20 protein-coding genes and 1 other RNA gene are annotated in these 22002 nt (G+C 67.2%); 11 read left to right on the plus strand and 10 right to left on the minus strand.

All coding sequences use genetic code 11. From position 1 onward, the window contains the following. Entirely contained in the window at nt 1–1551 is a 1551-nt protein-coding gene (locus A5747_RS03390) for a CYTH and CHAD domain-containing protein (RefSeq protein WP_076122259.1), read from the plus strand. 18 nt (nt 1552–1569) lie between these two features. Here A5747_RS03390 and rnpB read toward each other — a convergent pair. After that, nucleotides 1570–1970, minus strand: an RNA gene (rnpB, locus tag A5747_RS03395) — RNase P RNA component class A. A gap of 112 nt (nt 1971–2082) precedes the next feature. On the opposite strand from rnpB, the gene A5747_RS03400 reads away from it, so the two are divergent. Both A5747_RS03400 and A5747_RS03405 read left to right on the plus strand, forming a co-directional pair. Beyond that, nucleotides 2083–3252, plus strand: a complete 1170-nt coding sequence (locus A5747_RS03400; protein ID WP_076122260.1) for a cytochrome P450 — start codon at nt 2083–2085, stop codon at nt 3250–3252. Further along, nucleotides 3249–3443, plus strand: a complete 195-nt coding sequence (locus A5747_RS03405; protein WP_076122261.1) for a ferredoxin — start codon at nt 3249–3251, stop codon at nt 3441–3443. Before A5747_RS03400 ends, A5747_RS03405 begins: the two co-directional genes overlap by 4 nt. A 15-nt stretch (nt 3444–3458) precedes the next feature. Here the strand turns inward: A5747_RS03405 and A5747_RS03410 are convergent, their stop codons facing one another. Beyond that, on the minus strand, nt 3459–4541 hold the full coding sequence (locus A5747_RS03410) for a Zn-dependent alcohol dehydrogenase (RefSeq protein ID WP_076122262.1): 1083 nt from the start codon (nt 4539–4541) through the stop codon (nt 3459–3461). 91 nt (nt 4542–4632) lie between these two features. Between A5747_RS03410 and A5747_RS03415 the strand changes: the two genes are divergently transcribed. Next, nucleotides 4633–6126, plus strand: coding sequence for an aldehyde dehydrogenase family protein (locus A5747_RS03415; RefSeq protein ID WP_076122263.1), 1494 nt, complete (start codon nt 4633–4635; stop codon nt 6124–6126). Nucleotides 6127–6208: 82 nt separating this feature from the next. On the opposite strand, the gene A5747_RS03420 is transcribed toward A5747_RS03415, so the two are convergent. The 3 genes from A5747_RS03420 to A5747_RS03430 are packed head-to-tail and all read right to left on the minus strand — an operon-like array spanning nt 6209 to nt 9821. Further along, the gene (locus A5747_RS03420; RefSeq protein WP_076122264.1) at nt 6209–7147 is read right to left on the minus strand and encodes an alpha/beta fold hydrolase; all 939 of its coding nucleotides are present in this window, start codon (nt 7145–7147) and stop codon (nt 6209–6211) included. 35 nt (nt 7148–7182) lie between these two features. Next, nucleotides 7183–8946, minus strand: a complete 1764-nt coding sequence (gene fadD6, locus A5747_RS03425) for a long-chain-acyl-CoA synthetase FadD6 (RefSeq protein ID WP_076122265.1) — start codon at nt 8944–8946, stop codon at nt 7183–7185. 2 nt (nt 8947–8948) lie between these two features. Beyond that, nucleotides 8949–9821 (minus strand): SDR family NAD(P)-dependent oxidoreductase, encoded by an 873-nt coding sequence (locus A5747_RS03430; protein WP_076122266.1) that lies wholly within the window; start codon nt 9819–9821, stop codon nt 8949–8951. Nucleotides 9822–9972: 151 nt separating this feature from the next. Here A5747_RS03430 and A5747_RS03435 point away from each other — a divergent pair, with 151 nt between their 5' ends. From A5747_RS03435 to A5747_RS03445, 3 genes are all read left to right on the plus strand, one after another. Beyond that, a complete protein-coding gene (locus tag A5747_RS03435) occupies nt 9973–10710 on the plus strand; it encodes a lysophospholipid acyltransferase family protein (protein WP_083667163.1) in 738 nt (245 codons plus the stop codon). Between the two features lie 135 nt (nt 10711–10845). Beyond that, on the plus strand, nt 10846–12459 hold the full coding sequence (locus A5747_RS03440; RefSeq protein WP_076122268.1) for an LCP family protein: 1614 nt from the start codon (nt 10846–10848) through the stop codon (nt 12457–12459). Between the two features lie 61 nt (nt 12460–12520). Next, entirely contained in the window at nt 12521–14053 is a 1533-nt protein-coding gene (locus tag A5747_RS03445) for a molybdopterin-dependent oxidoreductase (protein WP_233147933.1), read from the plus strand. Between the two features lie 3 nt (nt 14054–14056). Here A5747_RS03445 and A5747_RS03450 read toward each other — a convergent pair whose 3' ends face one another. The 3 genes from A5747_RS03450 to A5747_RS03460 form a co-directional block, all read right to left on the minus strand. Then, nucleotides 14057–14257, minus strand: a complete 201-nt coding sequence (locus tag A5747_RS03450; protein WP_076122269.1) for a hypothetical protein — start codon at nt 14255–14257, stop codon at nt 14057–14059. Nucleotides 14258–14279: 22 nt separating this feature from the next. Then, complete coding sequence (locus A5747_RS03455) at nt 14280–14756, minus strand: CAP domain-containing protein (protein ID WP_175611185.1); 477 nt, start codon at nt 14754–14756, stop codon at nt 14280–14282. A 102-nt stretch (nt 14757–14858) separates the two neighbouring features. Continuing rightward, nucleotides 14859–15419 (minus strand): nuclear transport factor 2 family protein, encoded by a 561-nt coding sequence (locus tag A5747_RS03460; RefSeq protein WP_076122270.1) that lies wholly within the window; start codon nt 15417–15419, stop codon nt 14859–14861. Nucleotides 15420–15670: 251 nt separating this feature from the next. On the opposite strand from A5747_RS03460, the gene A5747_RS03465 reads away from it, so the two are divergent. After that, nucleotides 15671–16432, plus strand: coding sequence for an RNA polymerase sigma factor (locus A5747_RS03465; protein ID WP_076122271.1), 762 nt, complete (start codon nt 15671–15673; stop codon nt 16430–16432). A 29-nt stretch (nt 16433–16461) separates the two neighbouring features. Here A5747_RS03465 and A5747_RS03470 read toward each other — a convergent pair whose 3' ends face one another. Beyond that, nucleotides 16462–17085: an FHA domain-containing protein gene (locus A5747_RS03470; protein ID WP_076122272.1), complete on the minus strand. Its 624-nt coding sequence runs from the start codon at nt 17083–17085 to the stop codon at nt 16462–16464. Between the two features lie 185 nt (nt 17086–17270). Here A5747_RS03470 and A5747_RS03475 point away from each other — a divergent pair, with 185 nt between their 5' ends. Genes A5747_RS03475 through A5747_RS03485 form a run of 3 tightly spaced genes read left to right on the plus strand, consistent with a single transcriptional unit; the run spans nt 17271 to nt 21412 of the window. Continuing rightward, on the plus strand, nt 17271–18464 hold the full coding sequence (locus A5747_RS03475; protein ID WP_076122273.1) for an amidohydrolase family protein: 1194 nt from the start codon (nt 17271–17273) through the stop codon (nt 18462–18464). A 9-nt stretch (nt 18465–18473) separates the two neighbouring features. Then, the gene (locus tag A5747_RS03480) at nt 18474–20195 is read left to right on the plus strand and encodes an amidohydrolase family protein (protein ID WP_076122274.1); all 1722 of its coding nucleotides are present in this window, start codon (nt 18474–18476) and stop codon (nt 20193–20195) included. Continuing rightward, the gene (locus A5747_RS03485; protein ID WP_076122275.1) at nt 20192–21412 is read left to right on the plus strand and encodes a cytochrome P450; all 1221 of its coding nucleotides are present in this window, start codon (nt 20192–20194) and stop codon (nt 21410–21412) included. Before A5747_RS03480 ends, A5747_RS03485 begins: the two co-directional genes overlap by 4 nt. On the opposite strand, the gene A5747_RS03490 is transcribed toward A5747_RS03485, so the two are convergent. Beyond that, nucleotides 21413–21994 (minus strand): TetR-like C-terminal domain-containing protein, encoded by a 582-nt coding sequence (locus A5747_RS03490; RefSeq protein ID WP_076122276.1) that lies wholly within the window; start codon nt 21992–21994, stop codon nt 21413–21415. Nucleotides 21995–22002: the final 8 nt, after the last annotated feature.

Consider the following 22002-nt stretch of genomic DNA (forward strand, 5'->3'; position numbering starts at 1 on the left):
ATGCCTGCAGAAGCGCAAAACACCTCCCGCTATCTGGAGGTGGAGCGCAAGTTCGACGTCGTCGAATCCACGGTGTCGCCATCGTTCGAGGGCATCGCGGCGGTGGCTCACGTCCAGAAATCGCCGACCCAATCGTTGGATGCGGTGTACTTCGACACCCCGTCGCATGACCTGGCGCGGCACAAGATCACGCTGCGGCGCCGCACCGGTGGGCACGACGCGGGCTGGCACCTGAAGTTGCCGGCCGGACCCGATGCGCGCACCGAGATCCGGGCGCCGCTGGGCACATCCGACCCGACGGCCGCCGACACCGTGCCGGGCGAGTTGGTTGACGTTGTGCTCGCGATCGTTCGCGACCGCCCGATCGAGCCGGTCGCGCGCATCGCCACCCAGCGGGAAAGCCAGCTGCTCTACAGCGCCGACGGCACCGCGCTGGCGGAGTTCAGCAATGACCACGTCACGGCCTGGTCGGGCGGCGCGGCCGCGGACGCCGGCTCGGCCCCGGCCGAACAGGAGTGGCGCGAGTGGGAACTCGAACTCGTCGCCGGGAACGGCGCCGCCGACGCCTCGTTGTTGAGCCGGCTGAGCAATCGGTTGCTCGACGCGGGTGCCGCGCCGGCCGGCCACGGCTCGAAGTTGGCGCGAGTGCTGGGCGCGACGTTGCCGGCCAACGGCAGCCGGCCGCCCGACGACCCCGTGCACCGCGCGGTGGCCGAACAGGTTGACGAGCTGTTGGCGTGGGACCGCGCCGTGCGCGCCGACGTCGACGACGCCGTGCACCAGATGCGGGTGACCACCCGCAAGATCCGCAGCCTGCTGCGGGAATCGCCGGAGTCCTTCGGGTTGTCCGACGGCGCCTGGATCCTCGACGAGCTGCGCGAGTTGGCCGGTGTGCTGGGCGTGGCGCGCGACGCCGAGGTGCTCGGGCAGCGCTACGAGCAGGAGCTGAACCGGTTGGCGCCGGAGCTGGTGCGCGGGCCCATTTGGGAACGTCTGGTCGAGGGCGCCCGCCGCCGCTACCAGACGGGGCTGCGGCGATCGTTGATTGCGATGCGCTCGCAGCGATACTTCCGTCTACTCGACGCCCTCGATGCGCTGGTGGCCGAGGTCCCGGCGCCCGCGTCCGGTGCGGAATCGCATGCGATAACCATCGAGCGCGCCTACAAGAAGGTGCGGAAGGCGGCCAACACCGCGGCCGAACTGGATCAAGTCGATCAGACCGACCAGGAGTACGAGCATCATCGCGACGAGGCGCTGCACCGGATCCGCAAGCGCGCCAAGCGACTTCGCTACACCGCGGCGGCCACCGGCGACGACGAGGTGTCCAAGCAGGCCAAGGCCATCCAGACGCTGCTCGGTGATCACCAGGACAGCGTGGTCAGCCGCGAGCATCTGAACCAACAAGCCAACGCCGCACACGTCGCCGGCGAGGACACCTTCACCTACGGTCTGCTCTATCAGCAGGAGGCCGAGCTGGCCGAGCGTTGCCGCCAGCAGCTCGACGACGCGCTACGCAAGCTCGCCAAGTCGGTGCGCAGAGCCCGCGAATGAGGCCGCGCCCCTAAGGGGCGGACGAGTTGGCCTGTAAGCCGGATTCTGTTCCCCGTCGCCGCGCTTGAGCAACGGCGACGCGGCGGCGACCATCCATCTGGACACACCGTTGCCGGGTGCCTCGAGCGGCCTACCCGCAGGCTCGGGCGAGCAACCCTCGGACGCCTGCGCGGCCGCACTTTCGTGCGGCCTTCTTGGCCTTGCTTCGGGTGGGGTTTGCCAAGCCACCCCGGTCACCCGGAATGCTGGTGCGCTCTTACCGCACCGTTTCACCCTTACCACCGCGAGGGTGGCGGTCTGTTTTCTGTGGCACTTTCCCGCGAGTCACCTCGGATTGCCGTTAGCAATCACCCTGCTCTGTGAAGTCCGGACTTTCCTCGAACCGCCTTGCGACGGTCCGCGGCCGCCCGGCCAACTCGTCCGCGACGATCCACGGTACTCGCAGCGGAATCTGCTGGCCAGCGGCGTTTGTCCATTACGCCATTTATTCAATCATTGCCTAATTAGCGACGTTGGTGTCACGCTGACCGCATGACAGAAACCGAAGGGTATGTCGATCAGGCGTACATGGGAATCGCCGAGCCCCAGCCGATGTACAAGGCGTTGCGCGAATCCACCCCGGTGTTCCGAGGCCCGACGGCGGTGGTTCTCAGCCGCCTGGCCGACATCGAGATGGCGCTCAAGCACACCGAGCTGTTCTCGTCGAACATGGACGCCGTCGACCTCGGCAACGTCCGACCGATGATCCCGCTGCAAATCGACCCGCCCGACCATGCGAAGTACCGCCGCATCCTCGATCCGTTGTTCACCCCGCGAGAAATGGCCCGGCGCGAGCCCCGCGTCAGCGAGCTGGTCAACGAGATGATCGACCGCTTCGCCGGCCGGGGCGAATGCGACTTCCACGAAGAGTTCGCCGTTCCCCTCCCCTGCACCGTCTTCCTGCAATTGCTCGGTCTGCCGCTGGAGGACCTCGACCAGTTCCTGGAGTGGAAGGACGGCATCATCCGGCCGGAGGGCGACTCGGGCTTCGACCGCCGCCACGACACCTGTGCGGGCACGGCGCAACAGATCTACGACTATTTCGACCGCGCCATCGACGACCACATCGCCAGCCCGCGCGACGACGTGCTCTCCGCCATGATCGCCGCGAACGTGGAAGGTAGACCGCTAACGCGCGAGGAGCTCCTCGACATCTGCATCCTGTTCCTCATCGCGGGGCTGGACACGGTGACCGACTCGCTCGACTGCTTTTTCGTGTACCTGGCGTGCCATCCCGACCACCGTCGTCAGCTCGTCGAGCAGCCCGACATCCTGCCGAGCGCCATCGAGGAGTTGTTGCGCTGGGAGACCCCGGTGCCGGGTGTGGCCCGCGTCTGCATCCAGGACACCGAGGTGGGCGGTTGCCCGATCAGCAAGGGCGAACGGATCAGCCCGCTGCTCGGCGCGGCCAACACCGACCCCGCCGAATTCCCCGACCCGGAGCTCGTCGACTTCAACCGCAGCCCAAACCGGCACCGCGCGTTCGGCGGCGGACCGCACCGCTGCCTCGGATCGCACCTGGCCCGCATGGAGCTACGGGTGGCACTGCGCGAATTCCACCGGCGCATCCCGGACTACGAGATCAGGCCGGGCGCGCAGCTGACCTACACCGCAGCGCTGCGGTCGGTGGAGTCGCTGCCGCTGGTATTCCCGGTGTCATGACCCGCGTGTCGGTTGACGCCGAGCGCTGCACGGGGCACGGCCGCTGTTACACGTTGGCGCCTGACGTCTACGACGCGGACGAGGTAGGTCACTGCGTCGTGCTCGTCGAAGACGTCTCCGGCGACCTCGAAGCACAGGCCGCCGTCGGCGAGCAGAACTGCCCGGAGCAGGCAATCACGTTGTCTCGCTGAGTATTTCAGCGATATTTAGGCGAAGCAGACGACGCTGCGCGCCCCGCGCCCTGCGGTCATGTCGGTGAAGGCCGCCTCGACGTCCTCGATGCCGATCCGCCGCGTCACCAGCGCCTCGAGATCGAGGCGGCCACGCTGGGCGAGCTCGGCGAGCACCGGGATGTCGCGGGTCGGATCGCTGGCGCCGTAGACGCTGCCCTGAATCGTCTTGCCGTCGGCCATCAACGACAGCGCGGGAAACGTCACCTCCTCCGCGATCCCGGCCGCGCCGACCAACGTGACCTTGCCGCCGCGGCGGGTGGCCTCGTAGGCGGCGCGCATCGTGGCGGGCTTGCCGACCACCTCGATTCCGTGATCGACCCCGGCGCCGCCGGTGAGGTCGAGCACCGCCTTGGGCAGGTCGACGTCACTCGCGTCGACGGTGTCGGTCGCGCCGTTGGCCACGGCGGCGGGGAGTTGGGCGGCGACCCGGTCGGCGGCGATGATCCGCGACGCGCCCGCCAGCCGCGCCCCCTGGATCGCGGCCAAACCCACACCGCCGCAACCGATCACGAGCACGCTCTCCCCCGGCCGCACGGCCGCCGTGCGCATCACCGCGCCGACCCCGGTGGTGACACCGCAGCCCAGCAGCGCGGCAAGGTCGAGCGGCAGCGACTCGTCGACCGGCACCACCGCCGCCGCCGGGAGCAGAGTCTGCTCGGCCAGCGACCCCACGCCCATGCCAGGCCACACCGGCCCGCCGGCGCTCTCCGCGTACGGATCACCGTAGGCGTGGTCGTAGCCGTGCGCGCACAGCTGGGCCTCCCCGCGCAGGCAATGCGGGCAGGCCCGGCAGGGTACGTTCCACGTCAGCACGACGTGGTCACCTGGGCTCACGGTGGTGACGTCGTCGCCGACCTCGGCGACGATTCCGGCGCCCTCATGGCCGAGCGTCGACGGCAGCAGCGTCGGTATCGACCCGTCGCGCAGCGACAGGTCGCTGTGGCAGACGCCGCTGGCGCGCAGTTGCACCCGCACCTCCTGCTTGCCGAGGGGCCGTAGTGACAGTTCCTCCAGCGCGGTGGGCTGTCCGACCTCGCGCAGCACGACGGCTTTCATGGGACGGCCGCCTTCATGAAACCCATGCTGTGATCCACGTCATATCGACTTACGATGGCGGGACATCCGCACCGGGTCAAGGGAGACGGGCATGACGGGATCAACGACGATCACGCGAGAAACCCACGCCGATCAGGCGGTGCTGACGATTGGCGGCCAGACGCAGCCGGGTGCCGCGGGGACCTACCCCGTACACAATCCGGCCCGGCCGGCCGAGATCGTCGGCTACGCACCCGCCGCCGACAAGGCCCAGCTCGACGCCGCGGTGTCGGCCGCACGTCGTGCGGCGCCCGAATGGCGAGCCCTCGGCGTCACCGAACGCATCGCGGCTTTCACCGCCGCGGCCACCACGGCCGCCGAACAGTTGGCCGCGCGAGACGGCGCACGCCTGTACACCCGCGAGCACGGCAAGGTGCTGTCCGAAGCGAATTTCGAGATCGACACCGGCCCCGGCCTCGCCGCGCTGATCGGCTCGATGGCCGAGGCCGCGCTAGCGCCCGAGCAGATCGACCCGCAGTCGAAATACCCACGGCTGCACCGCGAGCCGTTCGGTGTGGCCGCGCTCGTGCTCCCGTTCAACTGGCCGCTGGCGCTGACGATGACGAAGCTGGCGTCGGCGCTGACCGCCGGCAACACCGCCGTCGTGAAGGTGCCGCCGAGCTGTCCCCTGGCGGCGCTGCAACTTGCCGGGGCGCTGGCGCAGGCACTGCCGCCGGGTGTGGTCAACGTGCTCGCGGGCCCCGGGAGCGAGCTCGCCCAGGCGCTGGTCACCCACCCCGGCATCGACCTCATCTCGCTGACCGGCGGCGTCGCCACCGGGCGGGCCGTCATGGCGGCCGCCGCGCGCCGGCTCACCCCGGTGTTGCTGGAGCTGGGCGGGAACGACGCCGCGATCGTCGCACCCGACATCGCGATCAGCGACGAGCTGGTCGAGCGGCTGGTGACGGCGACCTACACCACCTGCGGGCAGGTGTGTATGGCGATCAAGCGGCTGTATGCGCCCACCAAACGCGTCGGTGAGCTGGCCGAGGCGGTGCTGGCGCGCTGCGGGCGGGAGGTGCTCGGCGACGGGCTCGCCGACGAGGTGACGCTGGGGCCGCTGCACACGGCCGCCGGCCGCAACCGCGTCACCGCGCTGGTCGCCGACGCCGAGGCGCAGGGCGCGACAGTGCGAACGGCGGGAAGGGTCCGCGACGAGGACGCCGACTCGGGCGGATACTTCGCGCTGCCAACCGTCGTCACCGATCTGGCGCCGGACTCGAAGCTGGCCACCGAGGAGCAGTTCGGTCCGGTGCTGCCGATCTTCGGCTACGACAGCATCGATGACGCGGTAACCGCCGCGAACGCAACCGAATTCGGCCTCACCGCGTCGGTCTGGACCGGTGATGACGCCCTCGCCGACCGCGTCGCCGGGCAACTCGTGGCGGGCACGGTCAGCGTCAACTGCCACGGCCTGGCCGCCCAGGACCCGCGCCTGCCGTTCGGCGGTTGCGGCCAGTCCGGCATCGGGCGGGAACTCGGCGTCGAGGGAATCCGGGCATTCACCCAGCCGCGCACCTTCGTCCGCCACCCGGCGCCGGGCTAGTTCGTCGGCTGGCGTTGGCCTGGAAGGGATTTGAGCTCGGTCGCATTTCCGGGCGGCCGCGCGACGCCGACGCGAATATGGTCTATTTGTGCGAGGCTCTGAGTTGGTCGCTCGCCCGGCTGTCGGGTTTGGGGTCGATTCGTCGCCGCACTGAATCAACGGCCTCGCGCAGCGCCTTCACGAAATCGCCGGACTGCAATACGCTGCATGAATGGCCGGCATCGACGGTCACCACGTGCGCACCGGGTATCTGCTTGGCCAGCCAGAACTGTTGTTGCGGCGGAATCGCCCTGTCGCGCAGCGGAATCAGCACCGCCGTCGGAACATCGATCTGCCCAACCCACGAAGTCGAGTCGAACCGCGTCATCTCGGCAACCGCACGGGCGATTCCACCCGGGCTTGTGCTTCGGAACTGGCCCAGCAGCCACTTAACGTCACTGCGGACGAGGGTTTCGGCGTCGGCCGCCGCGGGCCGCGGCAGCCCGGGACGCGGGCTGAACGCCTCAATCAGCCCCGCCAACACGCCGGCTCCCATCCGTTCCCACGTCACCCCATTCCACCATCCGGTTGGCGCCGCCCCCAGCACCAGCCCGTCGAGCCGCTGCGGGTGCCGACGCCAAACTAGCTGGGCCACAGCCGAACCCATCGAATAACCAACCGGGACGAATGTCTCCACGCCGAGCGCATCGGCGAGCGCGGCTACGTCATCGGCGCAGTCCTCGAGCAGAAACCGGGGCGATGAAATGCCATGCCCGTGGAAGCGTTGATCGAACACCACCACGCGGCCAAACCCGCGCATCATCTCCAAGACCGGATACCACATCATCAGCCCGGTACAGGCGAGCCCATGCAGCAGCATGAATGTCGGCGCCCCGGCAACCGGCCCGGAATCGACTACATAAGTGCAACCGCGGCCCGGCAACTCCACGGTCCGGCCGCTGGGAACCTGACCGACCCGAGCAAACCCGGGCAGCCGAGGCGGTTGCCACTGAAAGCCAAGCAGGCGGCGATAGCCAGCCATACCGCCATTACAGCACAGCAACCGCGATTGCGCCGTCAGCCCGCCGGACGGGAACCGGCCGCCACCTCTTGGGCGTATTCGTCGTAGAAGGGCACGTAGCCCTCTTCGCGACCTTCCAGCACGTACAGAGGGTCGGAGACGTCGGATTCGTAGCCCTGACTGCGCAGATCACCCTTCTTGCTCTTGAACGTCGAGGTCTGCTCCAGCGAGTCGACCACCCGCACAAACAGCGGGCGAGCGTAGCTCGGCAGGCCCTCGGACACCGTGTTGGCCAACGACACACCGTCGAACTGTTTACCTTCGTGCAGCACCACGGCGGCCATCCCGGCGCGTCCGTCGGTGCCGGGAACCTCGACGCCGAACACCGTGGCGGCTTCGATGTTCGGGTCAGCCAACACGGCCGCTTCGACGTCGGTTGTGGCGACGTTTTCACCCTTCCACCGGAAGGTGTCGCCGAGCCGGTCGACAAACGCGGCGTGGCGCCAACCCTGTGGCCGCATCAGGTCTCCGCTGTTGAGCCACACGTCGCCCTTGCGGAAAGCGTTGCGCACCAACTTCTTTTCACTGGCTTCGGCATCGGTGTAGCCCTCGAACGGCTGAACGCTGGTGACCTTGCTCAGCAGTAGCCCCGGTTTGCCGCCGCGCACCTTGCGAACCCGACCTTTGGAATCACGAACTGGCTCACCGGTTTCGGTGTCGTATTCGACGAAGGCCACCGGCGTCGGGCACATCCCGGCGGTCCTAGGAATGTTGAACACGTTGACGAACCCGGTGTTGCCCTCGCTGGCTCCGTAGAACTCGAAGACCCGCGGAATGTTGAACCGGGTGATGAACTCGTCCCAGATGTCGGCGCGTAACCCGTTTCCGGCGATTACGCGCACCTTGTGCTGGCGGTCGGTGTCCTTCTCCGGTTGGTTGAGCAAGTAGCGGCAGACCTCGCCGATGTACACGAACGCCGTCGCGTCATACCGGATCACCTCATCCCAAAACCGCGACGCGGAAAACGACCGCCCCAAAGCCAAAGTGGCACCGGCGCCGACCACCGCCGACAACGCCACCGTCAACGCGTTGTTGTGATACAGCGGAAGGCAGCAGTACAGCGTGTCGCTGCTCTTCAACCGCATGCCGAACGCGCCCGACCCACCCAGTGCCCACAGCCACCGGAAATGCGTCATCACAGTGGCTTTGGGCGCGCCGGTAGTTCCGGAGGTGAAGATGTAGAAGGCGTTGTCCTTGGCCCGCACGGATGTCGTCACCGCCGGATTGTCCGCGGGCGCGTCGGCGGCGAGCCGGTCCAGTTCGTCCACGGAAATCATTTCTGCGACCCGCGCCCCGGATTCCTTGACGGCGGTGAGCAACTCGTCGCTGCCGATCAACACCTTGGCATTAAGCAGGCCGATGCTGTGGGCGAGCACCTGGTCGCGCTGGTGGTAGTTCAGCATGCCGGCGATCGCGCCCAGTTTGACCGCCGCGAGCATTACCAGCACCATCCGCGGCGAGTTCTTCAGCATGACGCCCACGACATCGCCTCGCCCGACGCCGCGCTCAACAAGCACCGCCGCGTAGCGGTTGACCGTCTCGTTGGCCTGGCGATAGGTCCAGCTTTCGTCGTCGAACCGGATGAACACCTGATCGCGGTGACGTGCCGCGCGGTCCTGGAAGACCTTGCCGATCGAGGTCTTGATCGATCGATGGGCGATGAAGCCGGTCAGCGCGCCACGCAAGATGATGGGCGCATCCTTGATCAGACCGGGTAATCCGGCAGCGATATCGGTCAGCCCAACGGTGTCTTCAGCCATCGCTACACATTCCGCGCCCGATCGGAGTCTTCTGAGTGCCGGTAGACCAGCCCTGCCCCGCGTTCTAACACTGGGGCCAAGAGCACCGATGCGAGTTCACCGGGCAGCGTCCAGCGCGGCTGAACTCTGCGCGGCCGGTGGATGATCGCCTTCGCGACGACATCAGCAGCCTCATCCGGTTGCATGCCGGGCATTCTGCGCAGGCTGGGGGTGGGCTCGCTCATTCGGGTGTGGATCAACCCCATGTACACCGAGGTGACATCGATGCCGACGGCGCGGAGCTCGGGGGTGACGCTGCGCAACCACAGGTCGAATGCGCCCTTGGATGCCAGGTAGGTGCCCCAACGCGGGGTTGGCATCATCCGCACACCGATGCTGGACACATTCACGATGTGGCCGCTTCCCCGCGCCTGCATCGCCGGTAGTAGTCCGAGCAGCAGCCGGATCGGCCCGAGATAGTTGGTGTCGATCGTGCGCTCGAAGTCGTGCGGCCGGTCGTACTGCAGCTTCAGCGATCGGCGAATCGACTTGGCGGCGTTACTCACAATGATGTCCAACGGCCCGTACGTCTCGGTCAGTTGGGTTGTCAGCGCGGTGATCGCCGCTGCGTCGGTCAGATCAGTCGGGAAGGCGACTGCGCGCCCACCGTCGGCAGAGATCGAGTCGCGAAGCTCGCAGAGTTTGCCCGCGGAGCGAGCGACAAGCAAAACCGTTGCCCCTGCGGCGGCGAGTTTGCGGGCAGTCGCCTCCCCCAGGCCGTATGAAGCGCCTGTCACAAGCACGCACTTGCCGGACACCGCTCTCCGCAGCCTGCCTTGATCCGCCACTCGCGGCGGGCTTACGAGTGCATTCATTACCTTGCTGGCCAGACTCATTGGCACCTAAGTACCCGTTTCTCCGCGATGTTCCTCTGATCATGTCCGGCGCTAGACTCGACGGGTGGCGAAAGCCGCAAACCCGCGCGAAGCGGTCCCCGACGCCCCGTCCGCCAAATCATTCGCGCCGGTCGTCAAGGCCTTGGCGCCCTTGCGCCGCGTCATCAAACCCAAGGTTTACGGCATCGAACATGTGCCCAAACGCGGCGCGCTGCTGGTAGGCAACCACACCTTGTACGGGGTGTTCGACCTGCTGCTGTGGACTGCGGAGTTGATTGAGCGGGGAATTATGGTTCGCGGGCTCGGAGAGCATGTCCTGTTCCGGGTGCCGGGTAGCGGTGAGCTCTTGAAAGCCTGCGGTATCGTCCCGGGAACCCGAGCCAACATGCGTGAACTTATGCGCCGTCGCGACTTGATCCTGGTTTTTCCGGGTGGTGCTCGCGAGGTCGCCAAACGCAAAGGCGAACGGTATCAACTGATCTGGAAGAACCGTCTCGGATTCGCCAAGATGGCGATCGAAGGCCGCTACCCCATCGTCCCGTTTGCCTCGTTGGGCATTGAAGACGCGTTGGACATCATCTTGGACAACGATCATCCGCTGATGGCTCCGCTGCGCAAACTGTGCGAGAAGCTGCTGAACGTTGAACCGTTGCCGATCGTGCGGGGCATCGGACTGACACCCGTACCCCGGCCCGAGCGACTGTACTTCTGGTTCGGTGAACCGATCTCCACGCGCGAATATGACGGTGTCGCCAACGAGGACAACGCACAGGACCTGAGGGCCCGCACGGCCGCTTCGATCGAGGGTGGGCTCGACTTCCTGTTCGCCGAACGCGAAGAAGATCCAGAGCGGTCGCTCCTCAAACGCCTCAGCCCGTGGGGTTTCTGAAGGCAACTGACCGGCGAGGGCCGGGTAAACACCACTTGATCAAGGTGAGAAATGGCTCGTCAACGGAGCGTACGGCCTCGTCACCTGGGCAAACGCTGGTTTGAACCCCGGCGACCTGGCTATTCTCGCCTGGTCATGACAGATCGAGCGCGTTCACCGACACACCAGCGCCGACATCGCTCAAACGGGAGGGCCCTGGGCGCCAAGGTGCTCGCCGCGCTGACGGCGGTCGTCGTGGTCGTCGCCATTGGCATCGGATGGATCACCTACCGCAGGGCATCGGCGGGCATCACCAAATCCGAGGCATTGGCCGGTGAACCCGCGTCGACCGGAAGTGCTCAGAACATCCTGATCATGGGGTTGGATAGCCGTCGCGACCAGCACGGCCGGCCGCTGCCGCCCGACATCTATGACGCGCTGCACGCAGGCAACGAGGACTCCGCTGACGGCGACGCCGATGCGCTCATCGTCGTGCACTTGCCCGCCGGGGACGGCCCGGCCACGGCGATCTCAATCCCGCGGGACGACTATGTCGATCTGGCTGGATGCCCGGCCTCGGAATGCCGCGGCAAGGTCAAGGAGGCCTACAGCCTCGCCTACGAGCGCGTGATGGAGGGGCGCGGCTCCTACAAGCTGGAATCCGATGCCGCCTCGCCCGCAGGGCAGGACTCCGCGGCGAACGAACAGGCGGCGCGCGAGGCGGGCCGCAAAGCGGAGATCGGCACGGTCAGGCGTCTGCTGCAAATTCCGATCGACCACTTCATTGAGGTCACGTTGGCCGGGTTCTTTCAGATCGCGCGGGTGGTCGAACCCCTCACCGTGTGCCTGAAAGAAGACACCGCGGATCGCTATTACTCCGGCGCGGACTTTCATCGAGGCATCCAGCAGATCAACGCGACCCAGGCAATGGCGTTCGTCCGGCAACGCCGCGACGCCAACGACGCGATGTTCACCGACCTCGATCGAACCCGCCGTCAGCAGGCCTTCATCGCCTCGCTGGTCAGTGCGCTGCGCCGCGGCGGAGCGTTGTCGGACCCCATCCGACTGCACGGCCTGCTGGAGGTCGCCAAGCAAAACGTCGCCGTTGACGCCGGCCTCGACCTGGACGACCTCGCGCGTGACGCGTCCGCGTTCCAGAACCGGTCCGTCTCGCTCTATACGCTGCCGGTCACCGGTTTCGGCGAAATCTCAAACGGTGCGTTCGTCAATTTTATTGACGTATCCGCGGTGCGCTCCATTGTGCAGAACCTGGTCGCCGCCGATCCGTCGGCGGCCACCCCGACCAGCATCCTCGGCACAACGGGGCAAACGGGCAACGACGCGTCGCTGGCCGCCGGCGACGTCGCGCTCGACGTGGTCAATGCCTCAGGCAGGCAAGGCGAGGCCGCGGACCTCGAGATAGCCTTGGCCACAGGGCACTTCAGCAAGGGAAATGTCAGCACCGCGGACTCCACCAGCCAGACGAGCACCATCGCCTACGGGCCGGGAGCGAAACTCGCCGCCGCCGAGCTGGCCGATGAATTCGGCATAACTGCCACCGCATCCGACGGCGTCGCCCGCAACACGGTGCGGCTGACCGTCGGGACCGATTTCGCCAGATTTGACAATTTCCACCCCACGTCGGCAGCGCCGACCACCACCTCCGCGGCGCCCGTCGGCACTGTCCCGGCCACCGGCACAGGAACGCAGGAACCTGCGGCGACCAACCTCACACGCATGACCACCGATGGCATTCCCTGTGTGAAATGACAAGGGCCCCAAGATCCTTTCACCACAGGGTCGTTGAGGTGAGTGCGAGTACAGTGGGTCGATGGTCGTCGGCCCGTCCAATGCGCGGATGCTCGCTGGCGTCGCCGCCGCGTCCGTCGCGCTCGGGGTGGCCGAGCTGGTGGGCATCCCGTTCGGTGCGCGCGCCGACGCGCGTGCCGCTATCGGCTCCGCGGCCATCGACCTGACACCTGGGTCCATCAAAGAGGCGGCCATTCAGGCCCTGGGTTCTCAAGACAAATTCTTCGTGGCCGCCGTCGTGCTTGTGGCGATCGCCGCGATCGCCGCAATCGCCGGCACACTCGAGACCCGCCGCCGCCCGTTCGGCAGCGCCGTGATCGCAGCGGCCGGGGTCCTCGGATGCATTGCGGTGCTGTCGCGCCCGGGTGCGACAGCGCTCGACACCATCCCCACCGTCGCGGGCGCCGCCTGCGGTGTGGCGACCCTTCGCTTGCTCATCCGTCGATTCTGGGCTGAACCGGAAGACAGCGGCGACGAGCCGGACACCGGCAGGCGCAGGTTCGTCACGTTGGGAGTTCTCGGACTCGGAGTGGTCAGTGGCGTGGCGGGCGCGATCATCACGCGGTTGGTGCATTCGGTGGCCGCTGACCGCACCACCTTCGCATTTCCCAGGCCACGCGTACCGTCACCACCGATACCCGCGGACGTGCAACCGAACGGCGTTGCGCTGCCGAGCTTTATCACCGCCAGCGCCGACTTTTACCGGGTGGACACCGCGCTCATCGTCCCCCAACTCAGCCACGGCGACTGGCGGCTGCACATCCACGGCATGGTGGACCACGAGGCGACCTACAGTTTCGACGACCTCGCCCGCTTCGACGTTGTCGAAACTGTGATGACGTTGACGTGCGTGTCGAATCCCGTTGGGGGCGATCTGATTTCGACGGGCGTGTGGACGGGCTACCGGTTGGCCGATCTGCTGGCGGTGGCCGGCGTGCACGCGGACGCCGATATGGTGCTTTCGACGTCGATCGACGGGTTCACCGTGGGCACGCCGGTGCAGGCGCTCACCGATGGCCGCGACGCGCTGCTGGCGATTGGCCTCAACGGTCAGCCCCTACCGATCGAGCATGGCTACCCGGCCCGCCTGGTAGTACCCGGGCTCTACGGGTACGTGTCGGCGACCAAGTGGGTCGTCGAGATGGAGCTGACCCGCTTCGACAGGGCGCAGGCGTACTGGACGCGGCAGGGCTGGGCAGCGCGCGCACCCATCAAAACCGAGTCGCGGATCGACGTGCCGAGAGGCGGCCAGAAGGTGCCGATGGGGCCGGTGGTTTTCGGCGGTGTCGCGTGGGCGCAGAATCGCGGCGTGCGGGCCGTGGAGGTCCGCATCGACGATGGCGCATGGCAGCCCGCGCAACAGGGCGCGAGCTATTCCAACGGCACGTGGCGGCTGTGGAGCTTCCCATGGCAGGCGAAAAGCCTTGGGAGACATACCATCACCGTGCGCGCCACCGACAACACCGGAGCTACCCAGACGGCGGACCAGGTTAGTCCCGTCCCGGACGGCGCGACCGGCTGGCACACGGTGGATTTCACCGTGGCGGCGACATAAGCATTACTTCGACGAGAGTTTCCGCCAGCTGAACAACGCAATCACGAGGCCGATCAGCACGGTGATCGGGCCGATGATGGACCAGGTCGTGGTGTTGCTCATCGGGCTACCGCCAAGCACTCCGAATCCCTGGAGCGCCCAGATCAGCCCGAACAGCGCGACGATCAACCCGAACGCCAGCGTGGCGACGAAAGTCCTTCTCATATACGGATGCTAAGCCCACGGTTCAAGGGCCCGCGAAGTCACCGACGGCGGTCATCTTGTTGCCGTCCGAGGCGGTGGCGAAGCCGGCCGCGGTGAATGCGCAGTTCAGGATGATCGCTCGGTGCGCGGGACTTTCCATCCACAGGTCCAGCGCCAGGTTCGGGTTCGCGGCGGATCCGGTGCCCCAGTAGACGATCTCACCGGTGTAGGTGGGCCGGTAGCCCGCGTCGGTGATACGCACCTGCGGTGACGAGCCGTCCGATCCGATATGGCCGCCCACACCGCTTTTCAGCATGTCGTCGGCGTGCCGCTGCGCCGCGACCGTCAAGCGCGGGTCATCACCGAGCGCCCCGCATGTCTGGCGAATCCGGCTGACGCCGCTGTACACCGCGGCGCCCGAGTCGTCCGCGCGCGCGGCAGAACCAGCAACTGTGCCGAGCGCCGTAGTGCAGACAGTGCAGATCGAGAAGGCGGCGACGATCGTGACTTTCCTCGTCATGTTGCCTCTTGCCACGCGCTCGCTTCGTTGTATAGCAAACAAATGCTATCGACTTTCGACAATGAAATGTCGAGAATCGGCGCGAAGTTTCGAGAGGCGCTTTCAGCGCGCGCCGACGAAATCCCGGAACTTCTGCGGTACCGCGGATGCCTCGACCCTCGTCAAGAAGTCGGGCGTCGTAATGGCGCTGTAGGTTTCCTCGCCGACGATAAACCCCTCGGCATCGAACGGCCACACGATCAGCATGCGCAGGGTCAGGACGTAGAAACCGTCTGGATCGTCGACGGGAAAGCCCCTCGATGCCGCGTCAGCGCCGTAGTAGAGGGAGCGGAAACAGCCTTCGGTGACGATCGTGTCGTCGTCGACGACGATTCGGTCCATATCGAACTCGAGGTGCCACTGGCCGCCTTTCACGATCGTGTCCTCGTAGAAGGTCCGAACCGCTTGTCGCCCCACCGGGCTCATGTCGGCGGGTGCGCCCCACGCGATGTAACGCGGGTTCGGGGTCAACGTTGACATCACGCGGTCGAGATCCTGCTCGGCCTCGCCCTTCGCGTGATCCAGCAGCCGCTCAAGCATCAGCAGGTGCCGTGGATTGGTCGTCTTGGCGATCCGCTCTTCGATAAGCCGGAAAGTCTTGGTCGGATCGATGAGGTCGGTCATGTCGTTCCTTCCCGCGGGCCGCCCGCCGAATTTTTCCACGCCGGCGCCAGACGCTGGGGCTTCCGTCCCACTGGGCGGAAGCGGCTGCTCGAGTGTGCGCTGAGGGCGACCTAGACGCACATCCGAGACCCAGGCCGCACACTCGACGCCCGGACCCTTGCCAAACGGATAGGAAACCCTTCCCTTTCGGGAGTGGAATCTGGCTTTGCGGGTGATTACCAAACCATCGCGCATCGCCGAGCATTTCAGTCATGACATTGATGACCGCACCGCCCAACACCGACATCCTCAGCGACGCCGAACTCGCCCGCGCTGCCGCAGCCGGCGATCGTGCGGCGTTGGCGGGTCTCTACAACCGTTATGCCGGACCGCTGCACGCCTATTGCGCCGGGATGTTGCGCGATCACCACACGGCCTCCGACTGCGTGCAAGAGGTCTTCTGCATCGCCGCGGCTGAGTTGCCGAAGCTGCGTGACGCGGAGAAGCTGCGCCCGTGGCTCTATGCCATCGCCCGGCGCAGGGCGCTGCGGGTGTTGTCCGAACGCCGCCGCGAACGCGCGTTCGACGAGTTGCCCGACGACGCGGCGACCGGCCCGGGGCCGTTCACGTTGACGGCCCAGAATGAGCTCGCTCAACTGGTCGCGCGTGCGGCCGAGGGTCTGTCCGAGCGCGACCGCCACGTGCTGGAGCTTGTCTACCGCCGCGGGATGACCGTCATCGACCTCGCGCACACGCTGGGCATCAGCTACGACTCGGCCAAGAAACTCCTGCAGCGGCTGCGCGACACCGTCCAACGCTCATTGGGTGCGCTGTTGGTAGCCCGGCGCGCCGCCCAGAACGGGTGCCCGCAGCTCGCCGCGGACCTGGCCGGCTGGGACCAACAGTTCACGGTCCTGATGCGGAAACGCATTGCGCGCCATGTCGACTCGTGCGACACATGCGACGAATACCGCCGCCGTGTCCTCAACGCCGTCGCCATGCTGGGCGGCGGGGTGCTCGAAAAGGTGTGCTGATGACACCCCGACCAGGCTTCCCGCGCTCACTATCGCTGCGGACGGCGATCACGCAGCATGGTGCGGTTTACGGCCCCCAGCCGGATGGCCGCGTTGGCCAGCCGGACCCGGCGATCCCCCTCGGGGGTGATGCCGAACTTGTCGTACAGGTGCTGCAGATGTTGCTTGACCGCCGCCTCGGTCACGAATAGCTCCTGAGCCATCCGACGAACCGACGCCGGCTCAGGAAAAGGATCATCGGAGACGAAGGGACGACATAAGACCTTGAGGACCTCGAGTTCGCGCGGCGTCATGCGCGGCGGTCGCAGGATGGATTTACCGGTTTCCGTTTCTTGATCATGCGGTGCTTCGTCAGCTTCGGCGCCCATCCAAAAGACCAACCGCGAACTGCCGAGCCGAAGTTCGTCGCCCGACCGCAGGATGCGTTCCGCGGCGATTTTTTCGCCGTTGACGTAGGTGCCGTTGCGGCTACCCAGGTCCCGCACGGACCAAGCCTGCCCGAAATTCTCCAGGACGGCGTGTACGCGCGACACCGTCGGGTCGTGTTCGAGCGCCACGGCGTTGGTTAAGGCCTTGCCGAGGGTCACTCGTTGACCGCTCAGCGCGATGAGCTCCCGTCCGGATGGTTTCCAGACTTCCAAATGGGAAGACATACAGACCTCCTATCAGCCCATTCTGACGCTCACGAGCTCGCTCATGCGCTAAGGGCGCCAAAATGGCCCAATCCGCGCCCTGGACGACCACGCAAAGCCCAGGCCTCGACGCCCGCGGCGGCAACTTTGCATTGATTGCATAGATAGCATTGACAGCGGGCAAAAACCGACCATAGTCATCAGGTATGGCGCTGCTGCCAGACCCAGATCCACGGCGGCGACAGCACGTGGTGATCTCGGTCGACGACCACGTCATCGAGCCACCCGATATGTTCGTGGGCCGGCTTCCCGCCGCGTTGGCCGACCGCGCACCGCAAGTCGTCGAGACCGACGACGGGCGCCAGGTGTGGCGCTACGAGGACCGCGAGTACCCGAACATCGGGCTCAACGCGGTGATCGGGCGGCCCCACGAAGAGTGGAGCATGGAGGCCGCCCGCTTCGACGAGATGCGGCGCGGCTGTTGGGATATCGACGCCCGCATCGCCGACATGGACCTCGCGGGCATCTGGGCGTCGTTGAACTTCCCGTCCCTGATCGCGGGGTTCGCCGGGACGGTGTTCTGGAAGAGTGACGATCTGGAGCTGGGGCTGGCGACGCTGCGGGCCTGGAACGACTGGCACCTCGAGGTGTGGGCCGGCAGCTACCCCGAGCGGATCATCCCGCTGCAGCTGCCGTGGCTCGCCGACCCGCAGCTGGCGCCCGAGGAGATACGCCGCAACGCCGCGCGCGGGTTCAAGGCGGTGAGCTTCCCCGAGCTGCCCGCGCAATGCGGCATCCCCAGCCTGCACAGCGGCGTCTGGGATCCCTTCTTCGCCGCCTGCGAGGAGACGAACACGGTCGTATGCCTGCATACGGGTTCGGCACAATGGGCGCCGATTCCCGCCCCGGACACCCCATTCGAGACCATCACCACGCTCTTCCCGGTCAACGGCCTGGTCGCCTGCGCCGACATGCTCTGGTCCGGCATCCCGGTGCGGTATCCGCGACTGAACTTCACGCTGGCCGAGGGCGGACTGGGCTGGGCGGCCATGCTCGGCGACCGGGCCGATTACGTTCTGGCGCACTCGGCTTCGGGACATGAGGGCGGAGCGTGGCAGGGCGACCTGCTGCCCAGCGAGGTGCTGCGCCGCAACTTCTGGTTCTGCTCGATCGACGACCCGCACGCGTTCGGCGCGCTCGACGCGATCGGGACCGAGCGGATCCTCGTCGAAAGCGACTATCCGCACGCCGACTCCACCTGGCCCGACACCCAACAAGTCGTGGCGCGCAACGTCGCCGGCCTCTCGGCGGACGACGCGGCCCGGATCACCCATCGCAACGCGGCACAGCTGTTCCGCCACCCGCTTCCCGACGACGGGTGGCTGGCCGCGGCAGTGTAGGAGGCCCCAATGCTCGACTTGTTGATTCGCGACGCCGAGATCGTCGACGGCACCGGCGCACCGGCCCGCCACGGCGACGTCGGCGTCCGCAACGGGCGGATCGTCGCCGTCGGTGAGGTCGACGATCTGGCAGCGAAAACCGTTGCCGCCCAAGGGCAGACGCTCGCGCCGGGCTTCGTCGACCTGCACACCCACTACGACGCACAGCTGTTCTGGGACCCGACCGCGAGCCCGTCGGTGCAGCACGGGGTCACCACGGTCTTCGGCGGCAACTGCGGATTCACGCTGGCGCCCGCGGCATCCGACCAACACGACTACCTCACCCGCATGCTCGCGCGGGTGGAGGGGATGCCGCTGGACGCGCTCCGGGCGGGGCTCGACTGGGGCTGGGCATCTTTCGGCGACTGGCTCGGTCGCCTCGACGGACGCATCGCCATCAACGCCGGCTTTCTGGTCGGTCACTCGGCGCTGCGGCTGGCGGCGATGGGTGACGACGCCGTCGGCGGCGAGGCCACGCCCGAGCAGATCGAGAACATGGTCGCGGTGCTGCACGACGCGCTGGCCGCCGGCGCGCTCGGGCTGTCCACAAGCCAGTCGCCTACCCACAACGACGGCGCGGGCCAGCCGGTGCCGTCGCGTGGCGCGTCGCGCGACGAGCTGGTGGCGCTGGCGGCCGGCCTGCGCGACCATCCCGGGACCACCCTTGAGGCGATCATCGCCGGCTGCCTGTCGGGCTTCACCGACGACGACATCGCGCTGCTCACCGACATGTCGAAAGCCGCCGACCGGCCGCTGAACTGGAACCTGCTGGGCGTGTCGGCGGCGAACCCGGACGGCCACGAAAGACAGTTGCGCGCCTACGAAGCCGCGGCTCAACGCGGCGGCCGAGTAGTGGCGCTGACGCTGCCCCAAGCGATGAAGATCCGGCTGTCGTTCCTGTCCGGCTTCGTGCTCGACGGGTTGCCGGGCTGGCGCGACACAATGCATCTGCCGGTGCCGGAACGCCTTGCCGCACTTGCTGATCCGCAGGTGCGCCGGCGCCTGGCCGACGGCGCCGCGTCGAAGGAGGCGGGCATGCTGCGCGGCCTGGCGCAATGGGATCGGCTGATCGTCGTCGAGACGTTCGCCCCCGAGAACGCCGACGCGACGGGTCGCAGCGTCGGCGAGGTGGCCGTCGCTCGTGGTGGTGAGCCGTTCGACACGTTGCTGGACATCGTGATCGCCGACGAGCTTCGCACCGGCCTCAGCCCGCCGCTGACGGGCGACGACGGGGCGGACTGGCGCTTGCGCGCCCAGGTGTGGCGACACCCGGGTGCGGTGATCGGCGGCTCGGACGCCGGAGCCCACCTGGACATGATGTGCGGGGCGATCTACACGACGGCGCTGCTGGGCCGCGGCGTCCGCGAACACCAGGTGGTGGCGCTCGAGGAAGCCGTTCGGTTGATCACCGACGTGCCGGCCCGGTTCTACGGGCTGACCGAACGCGGCCGAATCGCGCCCGGCTGGCACGCCGACCTGGTGATGTTCGATCCCGCGACCGTCGACCACGGACCCGAGCGCACCCGTTACGACCTGCCCTCGGGAGCGCCCCGGCTCGTTGCCGACGCCCACGGCATCAGCTCGGTGCTCGTCGGCGGTGTCGAGGTATGCCACGACGGCGCCGCCACCGGTGCCATGCCCGGCACCGTGCTGCGCTCCGGGCGTGACACCGAGACGGTCACGGCCTCATGAGCCACGTGACCGAAGAATTCGACCCGGCCGAGCTGCAAACCGGGCTGCTCATGCAGGTCGAAAACGTGCACGAGCGGCTGCGCGAGGCCCGTGAGCGGCACCGCGTGATGTGCGGAAATCCCTTCGGGGAGACCAGTTCCGGGCAGGTTGGCGAGCTCGGGGTAACCGTGCTTGGCTACGACGAATGCCAGACCGTGCTCACGCATCCCGGCACCTTCTCGTCGTCCATCTACGACCAGATCATGGGCCCGGTCATGGGCCGCACCCTGCTCGAACTCGAGGGAGCCGAGCATCGGGCCAGCCGGGCCCTGGTCTCGCCGTCGTTCCGCACGGTGCTGCTGGAGCGATGGCGCAGCGAGCTGGTGGAGGTGGTGGTCCACGAGCTGATCGACCGGTTCGCGCCGCGCGGGCGGGCCGAGCTGGCCCGCGAATTCACCTTCGCTTTTCCCGTCCAGGTCATCGCGCGGATCATGGGCCTGCCGCGGGAGGACTACCTGCGATTCCAGCGACTGTCGATCGAGTTGCTCAACGTGGTCTACGACTGGGATCGCGGGCTCGCCGCATCTGCCTCGCTCAAGGCATATTTCGGGGAGGTCCTCGCCGCGCGGCGGCGCCGCCCACAGGACGACCTGATCAGCACGCTGGCGGAGTCGGAGATCGACGGCGCGCGCCTCACCGACGACGAGATCTTCGCGTTCCTGCTGCTGATCCTGCCCGCGGGCGTCGAGACCACCTACCGGGCGTCCGGCAACCTACTGGTCGCGCTGCTCACGCAGCCGGCGCTGATGGATGCGCTACGGGCGGATCGCGGCATGCTCCGCGGCGCTTTCGAGGAAGCGTTGCGCTGGGAGCCGCCGATCACCACGGTGGTGCGACGGGCAATCCGGGACTGCGAGCTGGGCGGGGTCGCGATCCCGGCGGGCACGCACGTGAGCGTCAGTGTCGCGGCCGCCAATCGGGATCCGGCGCGCTACCCGGACCCGGACCGATTCGATCCCACCCGCAGGAACATCGCGCACCTGACGTTCGGCGGCGGCCCCCATCTGTGTCTGGGCATGCATCTGGCGCGGATGGAAGCGATTGTGGCCATCAACGCGCTGCTGGATCGGCTGCCGGACCTGCGGCTCGATTCGAGCGCTCCGACACCACGCGTCGTGGGGGTGGCGTTTCGATCGCCGGCGACGCTGCCCGCCGAGTTCACGCCGGCTAAAAGGTAGCTATTTGCGCGCCAGCCCATGCCATGCCGTGTCGGCAATGGCAGCACTGTAACGCTCGTCGATGGGGTCATCGGTGTAGAGAGCAACGATGTAGAGCGGCGCAAGGACCATCTGGACAGCGGCGAGCGTGTTGACTCCCCCGCGCAACTCGCCCCGCTCCTTCGCGCGATCGACGACCGCACGTACCACGCCGAAACGTTCCCGCCACAGCATCGCTCGGGTATCCCCGTCATGATGTACCCGACGGTCCATGACCAGCGACCGCAGGAAGGTGCGGCCGACCTCGGTATTCAGCTGCGTTGTCATGGCCTGCGCCAGCGCCATCAGGTCTCCGCGCAACGAGCCGGTATCCGTCGTCGCGCGCAAGCCCTCGACATCGGCCAGAACCATATCGACGATCAGTCGTTGCCGATCGCCCCAGTAGCGATAGATCATCGCCGCGTCGAGGTGGTGACGCTCGGCGAGAGCCTCGATGCTGAAGCGCTCGACGCCCCAGCGGGCCATCTCGTCGAGCACCGCCGGCATCACCCGCGCCCGGAGGTCCGCGGGCACGGGTTCGTCGGGTGGCTGAGACGGCTCCATCGATGTCT

This window comes from Mycobacterium sp. IS-836 (genome assembly GCF_001954275.1).
In the GTDB taxonomy this organism is placed as follows: Bacteria; Actinomycetota; Actinomycetes; order Mycobacteriales; family Mycobacteriaceae; genus Mycobacterium.

Bases quoted from the DNA above. Each gene is read 5' to 3' on its own strand.
- A5747_RS03475 (WP_076122273.1), top strand. From the start codon at position 17,271: ATGGCGCTGCTGCCAGACCCAGATCCACGGCGGCGACAGCACGTGGTG.
- A5747_RS03445 (WP_233147933.1), top strand. From the start codon at position 12,521: ATGGTCGTCGGCCCGTCCAATGCGCGGATGCTCGCTGGCGTCGCCGCC.
- A5747_RS03410 (WP_076122262.1), bottom strand. From the start codon at position 4,541: ATGAAAGCCGTCGTGCTGCGCGAGGTCGGACAGCCCACCGCGCTGGAG.
- A5747_RS03390 (WP_076122259.1), top strand. From the start codon at position 1: ATGCCTGCAGAAGCGCAAAACACCTCCCGCTATCTGGAGGTGGAGCGC.
- A5747_RS03420 (WP_076122264.1), bottom strand. From the start codon at position 7,147: ATGGCTGGCTATCGCCGCCTGCTTGGCTTTCAGTGGCAACCGCCTCGG.
- A5747_RS03455 (WP_175611185.1), bottom strand. From the start codon at position 14,756: ATGACGAGGAAAGTCACGATCGTCGCCGCCTTCTCGATCTGCACTGTC.
- A5747_RS03470 (WP_076122272.1), bottom strand. From the start codon at position 17,085: ATGTCTTCCCATTTGGAAGTCTGGAAACCATCCGGACGGGAGCTCATC.
- A5747_RS03480 (WP_076122274.1), top strand. From the start codon at position 18,474: ATGCTCGACTTGTTGATTCGCGACGCCGAGATCGTCGACGGCACCGGC.
- A5747_RS03440 (WP_076122268.1), top strand. From the start codon at position 10,846: ATGACAGATCGAGCGCGTTCACCGACACACCAGCGCCGACATCGCTCA.
- A5747_RS03430 (WP_076122266.1), bottom strand. From the start codon at position 9,821: ATGAGTCTGGCCAGCAAGGTAATGAATGCACTCGTAAGCCCGCCGCGA.
- fadD6 (WP_076122265.1), bottom strand. From the start codon at position 8,946: ATGGCTGAAGACACCGTTGGGCTGACCGATATCGCTGCCGGATTACCC.
- A5747_RS03415 (WP_076122263.1), top strand. From the start codon at position 4,633: ATGACGGGATCAACGACGATCACGCGAGAAACCCACGCCGATCAGGCG.
- A5747_RS03490 (WP_076122276.1), bottom strand. From the start codon at position 21,994: ATGGAGCCGTCTCAGCCACCCGACGAACCCGTGCCCGCGGACCTCCGG.
- A5747_RS03405 (WP_076122261.1), top strand. From the start codon at position 3,249: ATGACCCGCGTGTCGGTTGACGCCGAGCGCTGCACGGGGCACGGCCGC.
- A5747_RS03465 (WP_076122271.1), top strand. From the start codon at position 15,671: ATGACATTGATGACCGCACCGCCCAACACCGACATCCTCAGCGACGCC.
- A5747_RS03460 (WP_076122270.1), bottom strand. From the start codon at position 15,419: ATGACCGACCTCATCGATCCGACCAAGACTTTCCGGCTTATCGAAGAG.
- A5747_RS03450 (WP_076122269.1), bottom strand. From the start codon at position 14,257: ATGAGAAGGACTTTCGTCGCCACGCTGGCGTTCGGGTTGATCGTCGCG.
- A5747_RS03485 (WP_076122275.1), top strand. From the start codon at position 20,192: ATGAGCCACGTGACCGAAGAATTCGACCCGGCCGAGCTGCAAACCGGG.
- A5747_RS03400 (WP_076122260.1), top strand. From the start codon at position 2,083: ATGACAGAAACCGAAGGGTATGTCGATCAGGCGTACATGGGAATCGCC.